This is a genomic window from Pseudomonas sp. PVC-3-1 (genome assembly GCF_057444315.1).
Genome location: NZ_CM172023.1, coordinates 4661985 through 4681348 on the forward strand (window position 1 = coordinate 4661985; position 19364 = coordinate 4681348).

At 65.9% G+C, this 19364-nt stretch carries 18 protein-coding genes; 11 read left to right on the forward strand and 7 right to left on the reverse strand.

Going from position 1 to position 19364, the window contains the following annotated elements; translation table 11 throughout:
• Positions 1-82 precede the first annotated feature (82 nt).
• Together AC2T4A_RS21540 and AC2T4A_RS21545 are read left to right on the forward strand one after the other, a co-directional pair.
• Positions 83-1468 (forward strand): NAD(P)/FAD-dependent oxidoreductase, encoded by a 1386-nt coding sequence (locus tag AC2T4A_RS21540; RefSeq protein ID WP_486741742.1) that lies wholly within the window; start codon positions 83-85, stop codon positions 1466-1468.
• A gap of 18 nt (positions 1469-1486) precedes the next feature.
• Positions 1487-1831 (forward strand): cupin domain-containing protein, encoded by a 345-nt coding sequence (locus AC2T4A_RS21545; protein WP_486741743.1) that lies wholly within the window; start codon positions 1487-1489, stop codon positions 1829-1831.
• Here the strand turns inward: AC2T4A_RS21545 and AC2T4A_RS21550 are convergent.
• Entirely contained in the window at positions 1821-3305 is a 1485-nt protein-coding gene (locus AC2T4A_RS21550) for a PucR family transcriptional regulator (RefSeq protein ID WP_486741744.1), read from the reverse strand. The two genes, AC2T4A_RS21545 and AC2T4A_RS21550, sit on opposite strands and share 11 nt — an antisense overlap.
• 236 nt (positions 3306-3541) lie before the next feature.
• Here AC2T4A_RS21550 and AC2T4A_RS21555 point away from each other — a divergent pair, with 236 nt between their 5' ends.
• The 3 genes from AC2T4A_RS21555 to AC2T4A_RS21565 all read left to right on the forward strand — a co-directional run bounded on the left by AC2T4A_RS21555 (position 3542) and on the right by AC2T4A_RS21565 (position 7125).
• Positions 3542-4591: an ABC transporter substrate-binding protein gene (locus AC2T4A_RS21555; RefSeq protein ID WP_486741745.1), complete on the forward strand. Its 1050-nt coding sequence runs from the start codon at positions 3542-3544 to the stop codon at positions 4589-4591.
• Positions 4592-4951: 360 nt separating this feature from the next.
• Entirely contained in the window at positions 4952-6112 is a 1161-nt protein-coding gene (locus AC2T4A_RS21560) for a GGDEF domain-containing protein (protein ID WP_486741746.1), read from the forward strand.
• A 128-nt stretch (positions 6113-6240) separates the two neighbouring features.
• Entirely contained in the window at positions 6241-7125 is an 885-nt protein-coding gene (locus AC2T4A_RS21565) for a DMT family transporter (RefSeq protein ID WP_416751105.1), read from the forward strand.
• On the opposite strand, the gene AC2T4A_RS21570 is transcribed toward AC2T4A_RS21565, so the two are convergent.
• The 3 genes from AC2T4A_RS21570 to AC2T4A_RS21580 form a co-directional block, all read right to left on the reverse strand.
• On the reverse strand, positions 7118-8455 hold the full coding sequence (locus tag AC2T4A_RS21570) for an MFS transporter (RefSeq protein ID WP_416751103.1): 1338 nt from the start codon (positions 8453-8455) through the stop codon (positions 7118-7120). The two genes, AC2T4A_RS21565 and AC2T4A_RS21570, sit on opposite strands and share 8 nt — an antisense overlap.
• Positions 8456-8796: 341 nt before the next feature.
• A complete protein-coding gene (locus tag AC2T4A_RS21575) occupies positions 8797-9876 on the reverse strand; it encodes a C45 family autoproteolytic acyltransferase/hydrolase (protein WP_486741747.1) in 1080 nt (359 codons plus the stop codon).
• Positions 9877-9935: 59 nt separating this feature from the next.
• Complete coding sequence (locus tag AC2T4A_RS21580) at positions 9936-11672, reverse strand: amidohydrolase (RefSeq protein WP_416751099.1); 1737 nt, start codon at positions 11670-11672, stop codon at positions 9936-9938.
• Between the two features lie 106 nt (positions 11673-11778).
• Between AC2T4A_RS21580 and AC2T4A_RS21585 the strand changes: the two genes are divergently transcribed.
• Positions 11779-12693 carry a LysR family transcriptional regulator gene (locus AC2T4A_RS21585; protein WP_478378036.1) on the forward strand — a complete coding sequence of 305 codons (915 nt, stop codon included), beginning with the start codon at positions 11779-11781 and terminating at the stop codon, positions 12691-12693.
• A gap of 54 nt (positions 12694-12747) precedes the next feature.
• Here the strand turns inward: AC2T4A_RS21585 and AC2T4A_RS21590 are convergent, their stop codons facing one another.
• Positions 12748-13656, reverse strand: a complete 909-nt coding sequence (locus AC2T4A_RS21590; RefSeq protein WP_486741748.1) for a LysR family transcriptional regulator — start codon at positions 13654-13656, stop codon at positions 12748-12750.
• A 130-nt stretch (positions 13657-13786) separates the two neighbouring features.
• Between AC2T4A_RS21590 and AC2T4A_RS21595 the strand changes: the two genes are divergently transcribed.
• The 5 genes from AC2T4A_RS21595 (at position 13787) to AC2T4A_RS21615 (ending at position 16992) form a co-directional block, all read left to right on the forward strand.
• Positions 13787-14521, forward strand: coding sequence for an SDR family NAD(P)-dependent oxidoreductase (locus AC2T4A_RS21595; protein WP_416751093.1), 735 nt, complete (start codon positions 13787-13789; stop codon positions 14519-14521).
• A gap of 32 nt (positions 14522-14553) precedes the next feature.
• Positions 14554-14769 (forward strand): tautomerase family protein, encoded by a 216-nt coding sequence (locus AC2T4A_RS21600; RefSeq protein WP_138216719.1) that lies wholly within the window; start codon positions 14554-14556, stop codon positions 14767-14769.
• 109 nt (positions 14770-14878) lie between these two features.
• The gene (locus tag AC2T4A_RS21605; RefSeq protein ID WP_486741749.1) at positions 14879-16075 is read left to right on the forward strand and encodes an MFS transporter; all 1197 of its coding nucleotides are present in this window, start codon (positions 14879-14881) and stop codon (positions 16073-16075) included.
• A 58-nt stretch (positions 16076-16133) separates the two neighbouring features.
• Positions 16134-16640 (forward strand): DUF2938 domain-containing protein, encoded by a 507-nt coding sequence (locus tag AC2T4A_RS21610; RefSeq protein WP_486741750.1) that lies wholly within the window; start codon positions 16134-16136, stop codon positions 16638-16640.
• 154 nt (positions 16641-16794) lie between these two features.
• Positions 16795-16992 carry a hypothetical protein gene (locus AC2T4A_RS21615; RefSeq protein WP_416751086.1) on the forward strand — a complete coding sequence of 66 codons (198 nt, stop codon included), beginning with the start codon at positions 16795-16797 and terminating at the stop codon, positions 16990-16992.
• A 114-nt stretch (positions 16993-17106) separates the two neighbouring features.
• On the opposite strand, the gene AC2T4A_RS21620 is transcribed toward AC2T4A_RS21615, so the two are convergent.
• Together AC2T4A_RS21620 and AC2T4A_RS21625 are read right to left on the reverse strand one after the other, a co-directional pair.
• Positions 17107-18552, reverse strand: a complete 1446-nt coding sequence (locus tag AC2T4A_RS21620; RefSeq protein ID WP_486741751.1) for a SulP family inorganic anion transporter — start codon at positions 18550-18552, stop codon at positions 17107-17109.
• A gap of 86 nt (positions 18553-18638) precedes the next feature.
• On the reverse strand, positions 18639-19202 hold the full coding sequence (locus AC2T4A_RS21625) for a TetR/AcrR family transcriptional regulator (RefSeq protein WP_416751082.1): 564 nt from the start codon (positions 19200-19202) through the stop codon (positions 18639-18641).
• Between the last annotated feature and the right edge of the window lie 162 nt (positions 19203-19364).

Genomic DNA, 19364 nt, shown 5'->3' on the forward strand with positions numbered 1-19364 from the left:
CTTGAACGTTAGGAATGGATGATAGGTACGCAGGCCCACTCCAGCGAGATTAGGGGGAAACAACAACCCACGGACTCTCGCCATGAAACGCTCGCTCTGGCTCCAGGAAATCGCCGACGAACTCACCCCTTCCGCACCGTTGCGCGAGCATCTCGATGCCGATGTCGCGATCATCGGCGGCGGCTTCGTCGGGCTGTGGACCGCCCTGCGCCTGCTCGAGCTGGACCCGACATGCCGCATCGTGATCCTCGAGCGGGACATCTGCGGCGGTGGCGCCTCCGGTCGCAACGGCGGCTTCGTCATGTCCTGGTGGCCGAAGATCAGCTCGCTGGTGGCGCAGTGCGGCCAGGAGGAAGCGCTACGCCTGGCTCGCGCCTCGGAGACGAACATCGCAGAGATCGGCCAGTTCTGCGAAGAGCATGGCATCGATGCGCACTTCCGCCGTGGCGGCTGGCTGTGGACCGCCACCACCGCGGCCCAGCGCGGCTCCTGGAAAGGTGTGCAGCGCACCTGTGAGAGCCTCGGCGCCCAGGTGTTTCGCACCCTGCCGGACAACGAAGTCGAGCGCCGCGCCGGCTCGCGCCAACACCTGGAAGGTGTGATCGAGGACAGCAACGCCACCGTGCAACCCGCCCGCCTTGCCCGCGGTCTGCGCCGGGTCGCCCTGGAAAAGGGCGTGCGCATTTTCGAGAACACCCCTGTGGACGACATCCAGCGCAGCCAGCCGGCCGTGCTGCGCACTCCCGAAGGTTCGGTGACCGCGCCACGCGTCGTGCTCGCCACCAACGCCTGGGCCGCGCAGATCCCGGAACTGAGCCGCCTGGTCCTGCCAGTCACCAGCACCATAGTCGCGACCCGACCCATGCCCGAACGGCTGGAGCAGATCGGCTGGACCGGCGGCGAATCCATCACCGATTCGCAACTGATGGTGGACTTCTACCGCACCACCCAGGATGGCCGCATCGCCTTCGGCAAGGGCACCGGGATGATCAACTATGCGAGCCGGATCGATGACAGTTTCGACGACAACCCGCGCCTGACCGAGGAAACCGAGCAGGACTTCCGCCGCACCTATCCCAACCTCGCCGACGAGGCCATCACCCATGCCTGGTGCGGCCCGATCGACCGCACCTACGACAGCATGCCGGTGTTCGGCCACCTCGACGGCGCGCCCCACATCTTCTACGGCATCGGCTGGAGCGGCAACGGCGTCGGACCGACCCGCCTGGGCGCACGCATCCTTGCCAGCCTGGTGCTGGGGCGCAACGACGAATGGAGCCGCTGCGGCCTGGTCGGCCGGCAGCCCAAGCGCTTCCCGCCCGAGCCGGTGCGCTATGTCGGCGGCCTGATGGTGCGCGGCGCGGTACAGCGCAAGGAGCAGGCCGAGGCACAGAACCGCAAGCCGTCGTGGATCGACCTGCGACTGGCCAAATTCGCCCCCGTGGGCCTGGAAGACAAGAGCGCCTGAGTGCGCGAGGAGAACGCCATGAACCCGCCGATCCACCTGCCCGATACTGCCCGCTTCGACCTCCCTGCCGCCGTGCCGGCCAAGGAGCCGGTCGGCTCGCCGATCGCCGAGGCGGCTACCCATGCCGCCGAAGGCCAGGGCGGCCTGCTCACCGGCGTGTGGGAGTGCACGCCGGGGCGGTTCCGCCGGCAGATCCTGCAGCGCGAGTTCAGCCATTTCATCAGCGGCCACGGCTTCTTCGTTCCCGACAGCGGCGAGCCGATCGAACTGCGCGCCGGTGACGCCATCCTCTTTCCGGCAGACTGCCAGGGCACCTGGGACATCCGTGAAACCCTGCGCAAGAGCTTCGTGATCATCCCTTGAGGCCGGCACCGAGCCCGGCGATCTGCGCCGCTCGCAGAGCAATCCAGAGCACCGCGACGTCCTCGGTGGAGTCCAGCGAGAGGCCGGTGATCTCCTCGATTCGGCGGATGCGATAGACCAGCGTCTGCCGGTGCACGCTGAGCCGCTCGGCGGTCTTCTGCCACGAGCGGTTCTGCTCCAGGAACACCAGCAGGGTGTGCTCCAGCTGGGCGCCATGCTCGCCGTCATAGTCGGCCAGCGCTCCCAGCGCCCGGCGGTGCACCAGCAGCGCTTCCTCCAGGCTGGAGGGCAGCCACAGCAGCTCGCCGGCGGAACGCGCATAGTGCGCCAGCGGACAACTGGCCGAGGTGTGCGCCAGGGCCAGGCGCGCTTCACGCAGCGCCTCGCTGGTGCGCCCCGCGTGGCCCAGGGGGTCGGACAGCCCCAGCGGGCAATCCAGCGCCTGCTGTACCGTCTGCGCCGAATCGGCACTCGCCAGCAGCAGGATCAGTTCCTCGCCCTGGGCCCGCGCCAGCACCGCCACACCCTGCAGGTGCAGGCGCTGGCTCCAGCGCTCGGGTAGTTCCGCCTGGCAGCGGGCAATGCCGAACAGCGCCTTGCCCACCGGGAAGCCCATCGCGCTCAGGCGCTCGTGGGCAGGCCGCTCGCTCAGCCGCTGCCGCAGCAGATCATCCAGCAGCTCCCAGCCCTGACGCAGAAGCCGCTCCTGCTCGACCTGCTGGCGCTCCAACTCGATGCCCAGCACCGCCGTAACATGGTGCAGCAGGCCGTAGTCGAGCAGGCCGCCGCACGCCAGGACCTTGCACGCCGGAATCGATGGCAGCGCCATGGACAACGCTTCGCCCTCCTCGGAGGCATGCCGGGTCACCGTGGTTGCTGTGCCGCTGCGCCTGCCCAGGCGCTCGCGCCAGCCTGACGGCAAAGGCGCAAGACCCGGATGCCAGGGCTCCAGGGTCTGGGCGTCGAACAGATAGAGGCACGTGCGCAGATCCGCGGCCAGGCGTTGCAGGAGAAACTCCAGGCCGTTATTGCGCAAGCCCATGCGGGCACTCTCGTAGATGCGCGTCACTGCGCCGCGGCGCTCCAGCTCCTCCTGCTTGCTGGTGTCGATGATCGCCCGCGCCACCGCCGAGAACGGCACCGACTTGTGGATCAGCAACAGAGGGAAATCCAGGCGTTGCGCCGTGGCCAGCAGCGACTCGATGTTCCTGGGCGCCTGCATGTTCTCACCCAGCATGAGCCCGGCGACACGGGCCGCGGCCAACCGTTCGACATAGTCGCGCTGGGGCTCCGCACCCGCCGGGATGCCTATGCCGGTAGTCATCAGCAGCTCGCCCTCGCCCAGCCACTGCGCCGGGTCCGGCAACTCGCACGCATGCGCCCAGCGCAGTTTCCTGCTGGCATGGCTGGCGCCGGCCACCAGGCGGGTCGCCAGGGCGGGATCGTCAATGATGTCCTGTATGGAAATGGGCATGGGGTCTCCAGCAGACGGTGGTTCTGCACACAGATCGCGGGCGCCGGGCAAGGATCACATCGGGCGCGCGAGCTGAAATCCGTACAAAGGTATGAACCACCCAAGAGCGATTTGTAAATCTGTCTGATGTCTCGCCGAGCGCGCCGCGCGGAGACTGGAGCACAGGCCGTGTCGTCACCGACACCCGGCCCCCTGTCTTCACGCAGCCTCACGAAGCCCCATCGGAGCCCATAACAATGCCAAAGTCTCTGAGCAGCGCCGTTGTCCTTTCCCTCGCCTGCCTCCCCCTGACCGGTCTTTCAGGCCTTGCCCTGGCCGATATCACCGTCGCCTCCCAGGGCGGCGCCAACAAGGCCGCGCAACAGAAAGCCTATTACGAGCCCTACAGCGCCCAGACCGGCAGCAAGATCATCGCCGACGAGTTCAACGGCGAGATGGCCAAGGTCAAGATCCAGGTCGATACCGGCAGCGTCACCTGGGACGTGGTCGAGCTCGAAATGCCCGAACTGACCCGCGCCTGCGACGACGGCCTGCTGGAGGAACTGGGCAGCGACCCGGCCATCGCCGCCCTGGCGCCCAAGCTGGTCAAGGGCGCCATCCAGCCGTGCGGCGCCGGCATCTTCGTCTGGTCAACGGTGCTGGCCTACAACGCCGACAAGCTGAAAGTCGCACCCACCGGCTGGGCTGACTTCTGGGACGTGAAGAAGTACCCGGGCAAGCGCGGCCTGCGCAAGAGTCCGATGTACACCCTGGAATACGCGCTGATGGCCGACGGCGTGCCCTACAAGGACATCTACGACCTGCTCGCCACCCAGGAGGGCCAGGACCGTGCCTTCCGCAAGCTCGACGAGATCAAGCCATACATCCAGTGGTGGGAAGCCGGCGCGCAACCGCCGCAGTACCTGATGTCCGGCGACGTGGTGATGAGCGCGGTATACAACGGCCGCATCGCCGCGGTGCAGAACGAAACCAATCTGAAGGTGGTGTGGGACGGCGGCATCTACGACATCGAGACCTACGCCATTCCCAAGGGCGCGAAAAACGCCGCCGAAGGCCGCAAATTCATCGAATTCGCCCTGCAGCCCCAGCAACAGAAGGCCTACTCCGACCATATCGCCTACGGCCCGGTTAACCTCGCCGCCGCCGCTGAGATTGCCCCCGCCCAGGCCCGCGACCTGCCGAGCGCGCCGCAGAACCTGGACAAGCAGTTGGCCATGAACGCCAGCTTCTGGGCCGACCACGGCGAGCAGCTGCAACAACGCTTCAACGCCTGGGCGGCGCGCTGAAGCCAGCCAGGGCGCACACGTCTTCCATCGCCAGAAACCCTGCACCAGCAACATGAGAAAGGCCCGCCACTGGCGGGCCTTCACCTTCCGAGCTCCGTCGCTCCTCACCAATACCTACCAGCCGAAGCTCCTGACGGCGAGCCTCGCTGCAGCCATCGCCAGGCAACGCAGGCTATCTCCGCATCGCCGGCACGTCCTCGCTCATGAAGTCCGCCAACCGGCCGATACATCAATTGCCTGGCACAACGCCTCTGGTTAGGCTCCGAAACCCGGAACAAACCCGTCGAGTACGCCAGGTACGCGCCCAGCACTCCTACGACACTCGCCCCCCCTATGCGACGTTTTCACTGACGCGAGCCCATGGTCACCACAGTCATCCTCAGCATGCTCTGCGTGCACCTGCTCTGTTTCTGCGTGATGTTCCTGCTGATCAGCACCAGGTTGAATGGCAAGAAGATGGGCATGGAAGTCTTCGCCCTCGGCAACCTGCTGCTGGGGCTCGCCTACATTCTGCAACTGCTAGGCGGCCCTGCGAGCTGGGGGGCGATGAGCCTGATCAACCACACGCTGACCCTCTGCGCCCCGGTAGCGTACGTGCTGGGCGCCCTGCGTTTCTTCGATCGCCCGCCCCCGGTCTGGCGGCCACTGCTCGCGCTGGCCGCCCTCTATACGGCCTTGCAGGTGGTGGTGCAGTCAACGCTCGGCAGCGAGGCGCGCCATGCCTTGCTGGCAGGCTCGTGCGCGCTGCTCTTCCTGGCCATGGCGGTGGCGGTGCTCTATGCGCGGCGCACCGTCGCCAGGGACCTGCGAGTCGAAATGATCGTGTTCGCCGTGCTGATCGGCGGAATCTGCCTACTGAACGCTGCGAAGTTCGTGATGATCCTCCAGGGAGGGCTGGCGGCGCTCGATATGAGCAGCGGCTTCCAGAAGATCTTCTACATCTACATGTCGTTCCTTGGCACCGTGCTTCCGCCTTGCGCCGTCTGGCTCGTGCTGCGCCGCCTCACGGATGAACTGCGCACCATGGCTGCCCATGACCCGCTCACCCAATTGCTCAATCGGCGCGGGCTGACCGAGGCGCTGGATGTGCATTTCCGCTCCCACGGCGCTGTGTCCGCTTACCTGCTGATCGTGGATATCGACCATTTCAAGCGCATCAACGATACCCACGGCCACAAAGTGGGCGACCTGGTGTTGTGCCGTGTGGCCGAGCTGCTCAAGGCCACTGCCCGCCAGGGCGACCTGACGTGCAGGCTGGGCGGGGAGGAGTTCGTCCTTGTCGCGCTCGACACGGACAGGGCCGGTGCCTTCCAGTTGGCGGAGCGTGCGCGTGCCGCCATTGAGCACAGCGAAGTACTGGGGATCGACACCGACCAGCCGATCCGTTGCACCGCGACCATCGGCGTTTCGGACAATTTCACCAGCACACAAGCGCTCGATACGTACATGCAGCAGGCCGACGCCGCGCTTTACCGGGGCAAGACGTCGGGGCGCAATCGCGTCGAATGCGCGTACGCGTAGCACAGCGCCCGCAGACAGAAAAAACGTCGCTGCGCCGCCTTCCCAAGCGTCACCAGCGCCCGGCAAGATAGCCGCATTCGCCGCCGCGCTTCGGTGGCCCACCTTCTGCCTCGCGTCACCGGAGTCGTATGCAACCGCGCGACCTTGCCGCCTACCTGTTCCTCGCGATCGGCTGGGGGTTGTCCTTTCTCGTGCTGCTCAAGGCCATCGCCGGGTTCGGTTGGGTCGGCGCAGTCAGCTTCCGCGCGCTGATTGCCAGCTTCACGCTGTTTGCGGTGGCAAGACTGTCCGGGCGCCGGCTGAATTTCGACGGGCTGTGGAAGCCGCTGTGCGTGGTCGGCGCGACGACGGTGGCTGGCCAACTGATCGGCATGACCTACGCCACACCACGCATCGGCACCGCCATGGCGGCAATCTTCGTCGCCGGGATTCCGCTGTTCTCCATGCTCATCGGCCGCCTCTGGGGCCTGGAGCGCATTACCTGGAGCGGCCTGGGCGGGTTGGTGCTGGGTTTCTGCGGCATGGTGTTGCTGGTGGGGTTCCCGGCGGTGCCGGTCACCCACGAGTTCATCCTCGGCTGCGCGGCGTCGGTATTCGGCGCAGTGTGCGCGGCCTTCGGCAGCAATTACGCGAGCTTGAAACTGCGCACCGCCGGGCCCTGGGAAGTGACCTGCGGCGCCTTCGGGATCGGCGGGCTGCTGACCCTGCCGCTGCTGATCTGGGTGCCGGTGCCCGGCACGCCGCAGCCCATCGACTTCCTCTTCCTGCTGCTATGCGGCTGCGTGCTCAGCGCGGTGAACTACGTCGTCTACTTCCAGCTTGTGGCGCGCATCGGCGCCACCAGGACAATCAGCGTGGAATTCGTCGTCACCGTGGTCGCCGTGCTGGTCGGCGCACTGGTACTGGGCGAGAGCCTGTCGCTGATGCAGGGCGTAGGTGCGCTGATCATCCTGACCGGCTGTGCCCTGGTGCTCGGCCTCGTTCCGGGCACCAGGGCGCGCGCTGTCAGTTGATCGCCTGCAGCGATACGGTGTCTGGCGCAGCGTCGTCGCGGTCGATCACCTCCATGGGCAGGTGCGAAGTTTCCCGTAGCAGCCAGGAACACACCGCCACCAGCAACAGTGCCGCCGCGCCGTAGAGCGCCACGCCGAACGGATTGCGGCCGGTGGCGATGAGGATGGCCGTGGCAATGCTCGACGCCGTGCCGCCGCCCAGCGCCGCACCGATCTGGTAGCTGAAGGAAATCCCCGAATAGCGCATTTCCCGCGGGAACTGCTCGGCGAGAAACGCCGGGATCGGCCCCTGGGTCGCGCCCATGAAGAAGCCCACGGCGACGTACGCCAGCAGCGCCAGCGGCAAGCTGTGCAGCCCGATCAGCGGGAAGAAGGCAAACAGCCCCAGCGCCATGATCGCCGCCCCGAAGATCATCACAGCGCGGCGACCGAAGCGGTCCGACAGGTGCCCGAAGAACGGTGCCGAGGCGACGATCGCCACCGACAACGAGAAGTCGAACAGCAAGGCCTGACTGCTGCTGTATCCGATATCGGTAGCGTATGCGAGGAAGAAGGTACTGCCGATGTAGGCGATGGTGACGTAGCCGAAGGCGATGCCGATGCACAGCAGCAGCTCGCGCGGACGGCGGCGGAAGGCCTCCATCAGCGGCATGCGTGCCTCGGCCTTCGGCGCGGTCCTGGGCTGCGGCGCGGTGTTCTGCAGGCGCGCGTAGAGACCGATCAGCACCAGCAGGCCACCGAGCCAGAACGGGATGCGCCAGGCGATACCGCTCAGGTCATCGTCGAAGGCAAAGCTGACGATGGCGAACACTGCCGAGCCGAAGATACCGCCGATGCCAATGCCCATGCTCGTGAAGCTGCCCCACAGGCCGCGGCGCCCCTTGGGCGCGACCTCGATGCCGAACAGCGCCGCCCCGCCCCACTCGCCGCCGGCGGCGAAGCCCTGCACCAGGCGCAGGAGCACCAGCAGGACGGGCGCAGCCGCACCGATACTGGCGTGGGTTGGCAGGAAGCCGATCAGCAAGGTACTCAGACCCATCAGCACCAGGGTAGCGACCAGCGCCTTCTGCCGGCCGTAGCGGTCCCCCAGGTGGCCGAACACCACGCCGCCCAGCGGACGGGCAAAGAAGCCGGCGCCGAACGCCGCAAAGGCGACCAGCACGGCGGTCAGGCGATCCATGCCGGGGAAGAACAGCTGCGGGAAGATAAGTGCGGCGGCGTAGCCGTAGATGACGAAATCGTAGAACTCCAGCGCGGTACCCATGCCGGAAACGCAGAAGGTGCGAAAGGCCGAGCGCGAGCCGGGAGCTGCGGGCGTGTGGTCGATCATGGCGGTTCACTCTTGTTTTTGTGGCAACACGAAACCCGCGCGGCGGCTGCGGGGCCGTCGCGGGGCGTGGGTTTGTATGTGGTGATACGCAGGGCGCATAACCCGGAGTGGGTTATCCGCCGGTAGCTCGGCGGCGGATAACGCTGACGCGTTATGCGCCCTACGGACTAATGGAGCTCTGACGCGCCCCTCTCCCTAACCCTCTCCCTGAAGGGAGAGGGGACTGTCCGGCATCAAGCGGAACACCTTGCCAATCGGCAACTCCGTCAGCTCCCTCTCCCTTCGGAGCGGGGCGCGCAGCCAGGGCTGGGGAGAGGGTGCGACCAGCTGGCATCACGTTTTCAGAAACGCAGGAACCCCTCATCCGCCAGCTTCTTCGGCGTGCCGGCGACGTATTCCAGGGCGCAGTTCGTGGTGTCCAGGCCGATGCTCAGCAGGGTTTCCCAGCGTTCGGTATCCGGTTCGGACATGTCCGGGTGGAAGCACACCACCGCCTGGTCGCCGTCCGCGCCGCAGAAGGCGTCGGCACGTTCGCGCAGGGCCTTGCCGGTCATGCCGGCGGTAGCGGCCTTGAGGTGCTCCAGGCGCGCGTAGGTGGTGGACACGTCCGCCGTGCGCTCGCCCCAGCTCAGTTCACCGTCGAGGAAGTGGTTGGTGTGCAGCAGCCAGCCATCCTCGCGCGGCACCACTACGGCGGTGTGCGCGGGGCTCATCTCGATGCTGGCGGCGCGGGCGCGCACGTCGTTGCGGGTGAACACACTGAGCACGGTGGATGCGCTGACCCGCGCCGAACGGGCCATGTCGATGGCCTCGGTGACGCTGGTGGCTTCTTCCAGCACGCGACGGGCGATCGCATGCACTGGCACGCCGGCGCTGCCGTCGTCACTGGTGTGGTGCAGGATGTTGAAGTGCACGCCGAGCCCTGCGCTGTTTACGCCGATCTTGCCGAGCATGCCGAACTCGGTGAACAGCTTGGCGGTCAGGCCGGTGCTGCCGGTGAAGCCCAGCAGCAGGCCGTGCGGCACCAGGCTGTCGTGCCAGTCCCAGGTCTGCAAACTGCGCGGCGCAGTGCTGCCGGCGGGGGCATGGACGGAGGTGGAGCATTCACCTTCTACCGGCTGTTCGGGCATCACCGCGAGAATTTCGGTGCGGGCGTTCAGCGCCGCCAACTGCCACAGCGGCAGGCCGACGCCCAGGGCCAGGCCTTCGACTTCCTTCGCCAAGGCCGGGCACCAGTCGGCCAGCGCTGCCAGGCTGGCTTCACCGATGGCGCGCGCCTTGTCGATCTCCACGCCGACGCGCGGGAAGAAATCCAGGTACAGCGCCACGCTCTGGCGGATCTGCTCGGCGAAGGTTTCGCCGATCTGCCGGCCACGCTGCAGCGGGTCGCGGATGTCGGTGGTGAAGGTGTGAAGAATCACGGCAAGGCTCCTGCAATTGCTTTTCATCGGGGTCGCAGCGCCGGGGCGCTGCGGTTGGATCAGAGTTTGTCGCTCGGACGACTATAGACTTCGCGGCCGGCGAACCAGGTCTTGAGCACTCGGGTATCACGCAACGCCTCGGGCTTGACCGTGAACACATCGCGGTCGAGCAGGATCAGGTCCGCCTGCTTGCCCGGCTTGAGCGACCCGATGCTCGATTCCAGGCGCATGGTGCGCGCGGCGTTGAGGGTGTAGGCCTGGAACATGGTCTGCCGGTCGATGTCTTCGGCGGCGTTGAGCACACCCTTCGGGCCGACGCGCTGGATCGCCTGGTAGATGGCCTTCCACGGATCGGGCGTGGTGATCGGCCAGTCGCTGGCCCCGGAAATGGTCGCGCCGTTCTTCAGCAGCGAACGCGCCGGGTACATGTGCAGGAAGGCCATGGCGCTGACGTAGGGTTTGACCAGGTCGACGCTGTTCTCGTCGGCGGCAGCCCAGTACAGCTGCATCGCGGCAATGACGTCGAGCGCCTTGAAGCGCGGGAAGTCCCTGGGATTGACCATCTGCAGGTGAGTGATCGAATGCGGGATGCCGCTGTGGCGATCCTTGCGCGCCTGCTCGATGCCATTGAGCGATTCACGTACCGCGCGGTCACCAATGGCATGGATGTGCACCAGCCAGCCGCGAGCATCGGCGGCGCTGACCAGCTCACCGAAGTGCCTGGGATCGATCAGCAACTCGCCGTACTTCTTCGAATTGCTGTAGGGCTCGAGCATCGCCGCGCTCTGCGCCGGCACCTCGGCCACGCCGTCGGCGAAGACCTTGATGCCCGGCAACGTCAGGTTGGGAACATCGATGAATTGCTGGCGCACCTTGTCCAGCTCGTCGAGGTCGGCCGGTGTGGCCTTGGAGTCGGCCATCAGCAGCGCGGCGACGTGTGCCGTCAGCCCGCCCTGCTCCGCCAGCAGTTTGTAGGCCGGCAGCACGCCGACGGAGTCGTTGTGGATGTCGCCTCCGGGGTTCTCGTTCGCCAGGGGTTCCATCCAGGCGGTGATGCCCAGCTCGTGGTAGTAGCTCTGCGCGCCCTTCAGCGCCTTGAGCAGCTCGTCGTTGCTGGCCAGCGGCAACAGCGCCTGCACCGGGTACAAGCCGGCATCCACCAGGAAGCCGTTGGGCTTGCCGTCGGCGCCGTGGCCGATGGTGGCCTGCTCCTCGCCCTTCAGCGATTTGACCTTGGCCACATCGATGCCCGCCAGGTCGAGCAGAGCCTGGTTGGCCCAGCCAGTGTGGTAGTCGCCGCCCGCCAGGAGGATCGGCTGCTTCGCCCATTCACCCTGGTTGAAGCGCTGCTGCAGCTCGCCGAGCTCGTCCCAGTACGCCGTGGGCACGCCGCCGACATAGAGGAACTGACCACGCCGCGCGCGGCCGTCGTCACGCCACTGGCGCAGCTTGCTCTCGAACTCGGCCAGCGGCAGGTCCTGGTTGTCCAGGTTGGCCTGGAGCATCTGCAGGCCGCCCTTCACCAGGTGGGTATGGGCATCGATGAAACCGGGCATCAGCACCTGACCCTGCAGGTCGATGACCTGGGTGGACGGTTGCCGGAGCTTGAGAACCTGCGCATCGGAACCCACCGCAAGAATGCGGCCGTTCTCTACCGCCACCGCCTGCTGCAGCGCCTGGCCGGGTTCGGCGGTGTAGACCTTGCCGCCGTGGAAGATGAGGTCGGCGGCGGCCATAGTTTCCATAGAGGAAAAAGCGCAAGCCGCCGACACCAGCGCCGGAATCAGTAGTTTCATCGCAAAGCCTTCGTTATTGTTGATCTGTGACGAAGGTTAAGCAAAAGCCCCGGCGGCTTTAACACTGACTTCCCGCACAACTTCTGTTCCTGTCAGGAAGCAATCCATGGACAAGATGACGGCCCTCACCATGTTCGTCGCCACCGCCGACCACGGCGGCTTCAGCCGCGCCGCCGAACAGCTGGGCAAGACGCCCTCGGCGATCACCAAGGGCGTGGCACAGCTGGAGGCCGATCTGGGCCAGCGCCTGTTCGAGCGCACCACGCGACGCATGGCGCTGACCGAAGCCGGGCACATCTACCTGGAAGGCGCACGCCAGGCGCTGATGCAGTTGCAACGGGCCGAAGAAGAAGTGGAACAGCTGCAGACCGAATTGCGCGGCAGCCTGCGCATCGTCTCGCCGCCCTCCTTCGCCCCGGCCTTCTTCAACGCGGTGTGCTGCCGCTTTCTGCGCGAGCACCCGCAGGTACGCCTGGAGGTGGACCTGCTGGACGAGTTCGTCGACCTGGTGGAAGGCGGCTACGACATCGCGCTGCGCGACGGCCCCATCGACCTGCCGGACGTCATCGCCCAGCCGCTGATCGAGAACCGCCTGTTGCTCTGCGCCAGCCCCAGGTACCTCGCGGAAAAGGGTCTGGAGGTGACGTTGGAGAATTACGAGCAGCACGACTGGCTGATCTTCCGCCACCCGCTGCTGAACCGGAATTTCTGGTGGGTACAGAAGGACGGCGAGCGCCTGCGCATCCGCCAGCCCGTGCCGCGTATCGCCAGCGACAACTACGATTTCCTGCTCTCCTGCCTGCTGGACGGGCAGGGGCTGCAGTTCCTGCCGCAATGGAGCGCGCTGCCCTACCTCGAAAGCGGCGAGCTGGTGGAGCAGCTACCCGATTGCTGGCGCGACCAGAGCGCCTTCGGGCCCTGGGTGCACGTGCTCTACCTGCCGCACCGGCGCAGCACGCGCAAGGTGCGGGTGTTTATCGAGTACCTGCGGGAGCATTTGCAGGGGAAGGGGCTGGTCTGAGCGATCCCTTCAGGACCGGCGCCGTGGCGAACCTATCGCCAATGAAGCCTGCTCCTACGTGCGCGTCTCCAGCATGAACTCGATGAACGCACGCACCCGCGACGGTACGTGGCGCGCATGGGGGTAGATCAGCAGGAATGGCCGTGTGGTCTGGCCGTAGTCTTTCAGCACCTCCACCAGTTCGCCCCGCTCCAGTTCGTCCTGCACGGTAAATCGATACGTCTGCATCAATCCGCCGCCACACTTGGCCAGGGTCACGGTGGCGAGGTAGTCCTCCAGCACCGTAAAGCTGCCGGCTGTCTCCCTCTCCACCGGCTTGCCATTCACGCGGAATGTCCAGGGCACGCGCCGCCCGGTGCTGGGCAGTTCGAACTGGATGCATTCGTGCCTGGCGAGATCGTCCGGCGTCTGCGGTATGCCGGCCTGCGCCAGGTACTCGGGCGTGGCGACGATCACGTTCTCCGCCTCCTCCAGGCGCCGCGCCACCAGGCTCGAATCCGCCGGGTCGCGGCCACGGATCGCCAGGTCATACCCCTCGCCCGCAAAGTCGATGTTGCGGTTGCTGACGTGCACATCCACCTGCACCTGCGGATAGCGCCGGCGGAACTCCGGCAGCCGCGGGAACAACCGGTAATGCGCGTACGGCGTCGGCACACTGATACGCAACCGCCCGGATGCCACGCTCTGGCCTCCACTGACAGCGCGCTCGGCGTCCACCAGTTGGATCAGCGCCTGGCGGCATTGCTCGAAGTAACTGCGGCCGTCCTCGGTCAGGCGCATCTGCCGCGTGGTGCGTACGAACAGACGCACGCCCAGGCGCTCCTCCAGGCGCGCCACCGAACGGCTCACCGCGGCGGGTGTGATCCCTGCCTCGTTGGCCGCCGCGGTAAAGCTGCCGGTTTCCGCGGCGAGGCAGAACAACTCGATGCTGCCCAGTTGCAGGTCGTCGAAGTGGCGGGGCATGGCGCGCTCGATTGATTACATGGAGTATCAATTCAAATGCCGTCTACCTCATTTTTCAAGCCTAGATTGCAGCCTAGATTGGCCTCCAGGACGCGGGCACCCCGCCCCGCCACACTCTCGGAGCAATACCATGAGCAAGACTGTCATCGTTACCGGCGCCTCCAGCGGCCTCGGCTTCGCCATCGCCCGCGCCTACCTGGAGCGCGGCTACAACGTGGTCGGCAACGCCCGCACCCAGGCCCGCCTGGACGAAGCCGCCGCCCGGCTGGGCAACCCGCACAACTTCCTTACCGTAGCCGGCGACATCGCCCAACCGGGCACCGCCAAACGCCTGTTCGCCCAGGCCATCGAGGCTTTCGGCCAGGTGGATATCCTGATCAACAATGCCGGCATCTTCATCGCCAAGCCGGTGGGCGACTACACCGAGGAAGACCTCGAATCCATCGTCGACACCAACCTCAAGGGCTTCTTCTACCCGTCCCAGGTTGCCGCGCAGCACATGTCCGCCAAGGGTTCAGGACATATCGTCGCCATCACGGCTTCCATCGCCATGCAGCCCAACGTGAAGGTCCCGGCGCTGCTGCCGGTACTGATCAAGGGCGGCCTGAACAGCGCGGTGCGGGGCCTGGCGCTGGAGCTGGCGTCTGCCCACGTGCAGGTCAACGCCGTGGCACCGGGAATCATCGAGACCCCGCTGCACCCCGATGACGAAGGCACCCGCGCATTCCTTCGCGGCCTGTCGCCCAGTGGCGAGATCGGCAATCCGCAGGATATCGTCGACGCGGTGCTCTACCTGACCGATTCGACCTTCGTCAGCGGAACCATCCTCAACGTCGACGGCGGCTCCACCACTGGCGTCTGGTAAGCAAACCTTTCGAACAACAACGGAGAATCGCAATGCCCTACGTGAACATCCAGGTGACCGACGAAGGCGTCACCGCCGACGAGCGCCGCCAACTGATCGAAGGCGTCACCGAACTGCTCGAGCGCGTGCTGCGCAAGCCGCCGTCCACCACCTATGTGGTGATCCAGGAGATCGCCACCGACGCCTGGGGCGTAGGCGGCAAGACCGTTGCCGAACTGAAGGCGCAGGGCAAGCACGGCAGCAGCTGACCGCGCGGGCACGCCGAGGGCTCAGCAGAGCCTTCGGCGCTTGCCATGCACCAAGCGGGTGCTGATAGGATCGGGCGTCTACCCGCTCCTTCGACAGCCGAGGCATGGAATGCTCGCCGCGCTCAAGCGTTACCCGCTACAGGTCAACCTGCTGCTCAGCGGCACCTTCCTGCTCACCATGGGCCGCGCCATTACCCTGCCCTACCTGGTGATCTACCTCTCGACCCAGTTCGGCCTGCCCGTCAACCGCATCGGCCTGATCATGGGCGGCGCGCTGTTCGGTGGCTCGTTGCTGAGCCTCTACGGCGGCTTCCTGATCGACCGCCTGCCGGGCTTTCGCCTGATCCTCGGCTTCGGCACCTGCTTCGTCGCCGCCTTCGCCGGCATGCTGCTGACCACACAGCTATGGCTGTTCTTCCTGTTCCTGCTGGGCTTCAACTTCGCCTACTCGGTCACCGACGTGGTGGTGAAGACCATCTTCGGCCGCCTGCTGCCGTCCGGTGAACAGGGCCGCGCGTTTTCCATCCGCTACACCCTGATCAACCTGGCCTACGCCATCGGCCCGTTCATCGGCGCCGCCCTGGCGCACTGGAGCCAGCACCTGCCCTTTGTGCTGTCGGCATGCCTGGGCGCACTCTTCCTGCTGGCCTTCGCGCGCTATGGCGACCGTGGCATGCGCCCCGCTGAAGGTGTCGCCCCGCCGTCGTTCATCGCGGTGATCGGCGTGCTGGCCAAGGACCACCGGCTGATGTACTTCACCATCGGCGGCGTGCTCACTGCCGTGGTGTTCGGCCAGTTCTCCGCCTACCTCTCGCAATACCTGGTGGCCACCGGCACGGCGGAGTACGCCTATCAGGTGATCCAGACGCTGCTGGGGGTCAACGCCGTGACGGTGATCGCCCTGCAGTACCTGCTGGGCAAGCGCATCGGCAATGAGCACCTGCAGCGCTGGCTGATCGTCGGTCTCGGATTGTTCGTGCTGGGCATCATCGGCTTTGGCCTGTCTCAAAGCCTGTGGCACTGGGGGCTGGCGATGGTGGTTTTCACCCTGGGCGAGATCATCGTGATTCCCGCCGAGTACATGTTCATCGACCGCATCGCCCCGCCACACCTGCGCGGCGTGTACTACGGCACGCAGAACCTGGCCAACCTCGGCGGCGCCTTCGGGCCGATCCTGGTGGGCTACTTCCTCGCCCTGTTCGCGCCGCACTGGGTGTTCGTCATGCTCGGCGTCTTCATCGTCGGCGGCGGGGTGTTCTATGTGCTGGGGTCCAGGCTGAGCCAGCGCACCGCCAGCGGGGCTTGACCTCAAGTCCACTTGAACCGGGATGCTGGTTCCATCGACTCACTCGAAGGAATCAGCCATGCCCAACCCCCTCGCGCTCCTGCTGCACGTCGCAGCCATCGGTATCGGTGCCACCCTGCTGATGGATGGCTGGGCCGTCCTGCGCAAGCAACTGCTGGGCGTGCCGTCGCTGGATTACGCCCTGCTCGGGCGCTGGGTCGGCCATATGCCGCGCGGCCGCTTCTACCACCCAGCCATCGGCCAGGCGGCACCGGTGCGAGGTGAACGCATGATGGGCTGGCTGCTGCACTATCTGACCGGCATCGTCTTCGCCGTGACGTTCGTCCTGCTCGCCGGTTCTGGCTGGTTGTGTCACCCCACCTGCGCCGCCGCCCTGATCTTCGGCATGGTGACGGTGCTGGCGCCCTTCCTGCTGATGCAGCCGGCATTCGGCCTGGGCATCGCCGCCGCGAAGACAGCCAACCCGACGAAGGCGCGACTGCACAGCCTGCTAACTCACCTGGTCTTCGGGGTCGGCCTGTATGTGACGGCCGTCCTGCTTCGCCCATCCTTGTGCGGCGCCTGAACGACCCGCCCCCTCAGATCAGAATTCATTCGATGGCGAAGGCCTCAACAAAGGGTGCATCCTCAGGTTCCGATTGAGATGCCGAACCCGGCAACTGGCCACACATCGCCTGGACACACACCGGCGAGCCTGTCATCGCATGCCGGAGATCATCATGTCGAACCATCGCAACCACCTTCTGCGTACCGTTCGGACCACCTCTTTCAACAACGAAGTCGCCGCCGAACTGCTGCGCGAGCTGTGCTCCTGCAACGTCACCGAAGAGCAGGCTCGGCGCATCCGCTGCGCCGCGCGCCAGCTGATGCTCGACGCCGATGCGCTGGAATGTGTCTGGCAAGAACTCAACAGCTAGACCGCCCGTTTCTTGCAGGAGCGAGCTTGCTCGCGAACCCCCCAGCGCCGGCATCCCCTGAAACCCCGTTCGCGAGCAAGCTCGCTCCTACAGGTTCGACCGTCTCGCGAATGCTCAAGCGTGCTGGGCGCCGGCCCGCTTGAGCAATTGTTTGCAACGCTCGGACAGGTGCACCACCCGCAGGTGCTTGCCAGCCTTGTGGTAGCGCTCGCGCAGGGTCATCAATGCGGCGATGGCGGAATAGTCGACGAAGCTCAGGTGCGCGCAGTCCAGGGTCACCTGCTGCGGGTCATTCGCCGGGTCGAACTGATTGAGGAAAGGCGTGGTGGATGCAAAGAACAGCGTGCCATGGACGCGATACCGCTTGCTGCCATCGGCCTCGTCCTGGACGTCCGCATACAGCTCGCGGGCATGCTTCCAGGCGAAGTCCAGCGCCGCCAGGATGATGCCGCAGAACACCGCCATGGCCAGATCCGTGGCGACGGTGATGGCGGTCACCGCGATGATCACCAGCACATCGCTCACTGGCACCTTGTTCAGTACCCGCAGCGACGCCCAGGCGAAGGTCTGCTGAGACACCACGAACATCACGCCCACCAGCGCCGCCAGCGGGATGCGTTCGATCAACGGCGAGAGGAACAGCACGAAGAGCAGGATCATCATCCCGGCGACCACACCGGAAAGCCTGCCGCGACCACCGGAGCTGAGGTTGATTACCGTCTGGCCGATCATGGCGCAGCCGCCCATCCCGCCGAACAGGGCGGAGACGATGTTGGCGCCGCCCAGGGCCACACACTCGCGGTCGGGGAAGCCGCGGGTCTGGGTGATCTCGTCGGTGAGGTTCAGCGTCAGCAGGGTTTCCAGGATGCCGACCATGGCCATGAGGAAGGCATAAGGCGCGATGATCCGCAACGTTTCCAGGGTCCAGGGGATCTCGGGCAAAGCGAACTGCGGCAAGCCGCCGGCGATGTGCGCCATATCGCCCAGGGTGCGCGTCGGCAGGCCGAGCAGGTAGACCAGCAGGCCAACGCCCAGGATCGCCACCAGCGCCGGCGGCACCGCGCGGGTCAGCTTCGGCAGCCCGTAGACCACTGCCATGGTCAGCGCCACCAGGCCCAGCATCACGTAGAGCGGGTTGCCGCTGAGCCAGTGCTCGCCGTCCTTGAAGTGCTCGAGCTGAGCCATGGCGATGACGATGGCCAGGCCATTGACGAAGCCCAGCATCACCGGATGCGGCACCATGCGCACCAGCTTGCCCAGGCGCAACAGGCCGAACAGGATCATCACCAGCCCGCCCAGCAGCACCGTCGCCAGCAGGTACTGCACGCCGTGCTGCACCACCAGCGCAACGATGACCACCGCCATCGAGCCGGCGGCGCCGGAGACCATGCCGGGGCGACCGCCAAACAGCGCGGTGAGGGTGCAGAGGATGAAGGCGCCGTACAGGCCCATCAACGGGTTGAGATGGGCGACCAGGGCGAAGGCGATGCACTCGGGCACCAGCGCGAAGGACGTGGTCAGTCCGGCCAGGACATCGGCACGCAAGCGGGCGGGTTTCATTTTCTACTCGGGACGGGGACTGCGAAGGGGCCGCAATGGTACGGAAAACCGCCCCACCCGGCCACCCGCCGATCCCGCGCCCGCACTCAGGCCTGGTTTTTTACCAGCGCACCGTGGAGGAACAGCTGCTCCAGCACCTGCGCGGAGCTGGAGCTGGCCGCGCGGCCATAGCGCTCGGCGTCGACCATGCCGTAGAGCATGGAGAGGAAGAGTTCGGTGAACACCGCAGCGGTAATGTCGATGCGGAACCTGCCGCTCTGCTGACCGCGCAGGAAGAAGGCGTCCACCGCCTCGGTGTAGTAGCTCCAGCGCTCGGTCGTCGCCTGCATGTCGAGGTTCTCGGCGCGGTACTGGAACAGCAGGAAGTTCAGCATGTCGCGGTGTCTGAGGTGCTCGGCGATCAGACGACGCAGCGCCTCCAGCGGTTCCGCCTGTTGCAGCTCCGAAGCTTCGAGGATCTGCCGGATCACCACATGGCCGTAGTCCTCGAGCATTTCCATCAGGCCGTCGCGGGTGCCGCAGAAGCGGTGCAGAGTCGCCTTGCTCACCCCCGCCGATTCCGCCAGCTCCTTCAGCGTCGCCCGAGGGCGGTCGACGATGGCGACGGCCAGCGCCTTGAGCAGACGTTCATCGTGGGCGGAGAGAGTCATTCAGGGGCCTCGTGTCAGGTGGCGGATCGTCTCATTGTGCAGAAAGAAGCCTCTCTTTTGAAAGGTCATGACACATTTTATACACCACAGAAGCAAATGAGACATTATTGACTCATTTTGAGTTTGAAAGGATCATACGCACCTTTCCAGATAGACAGATCC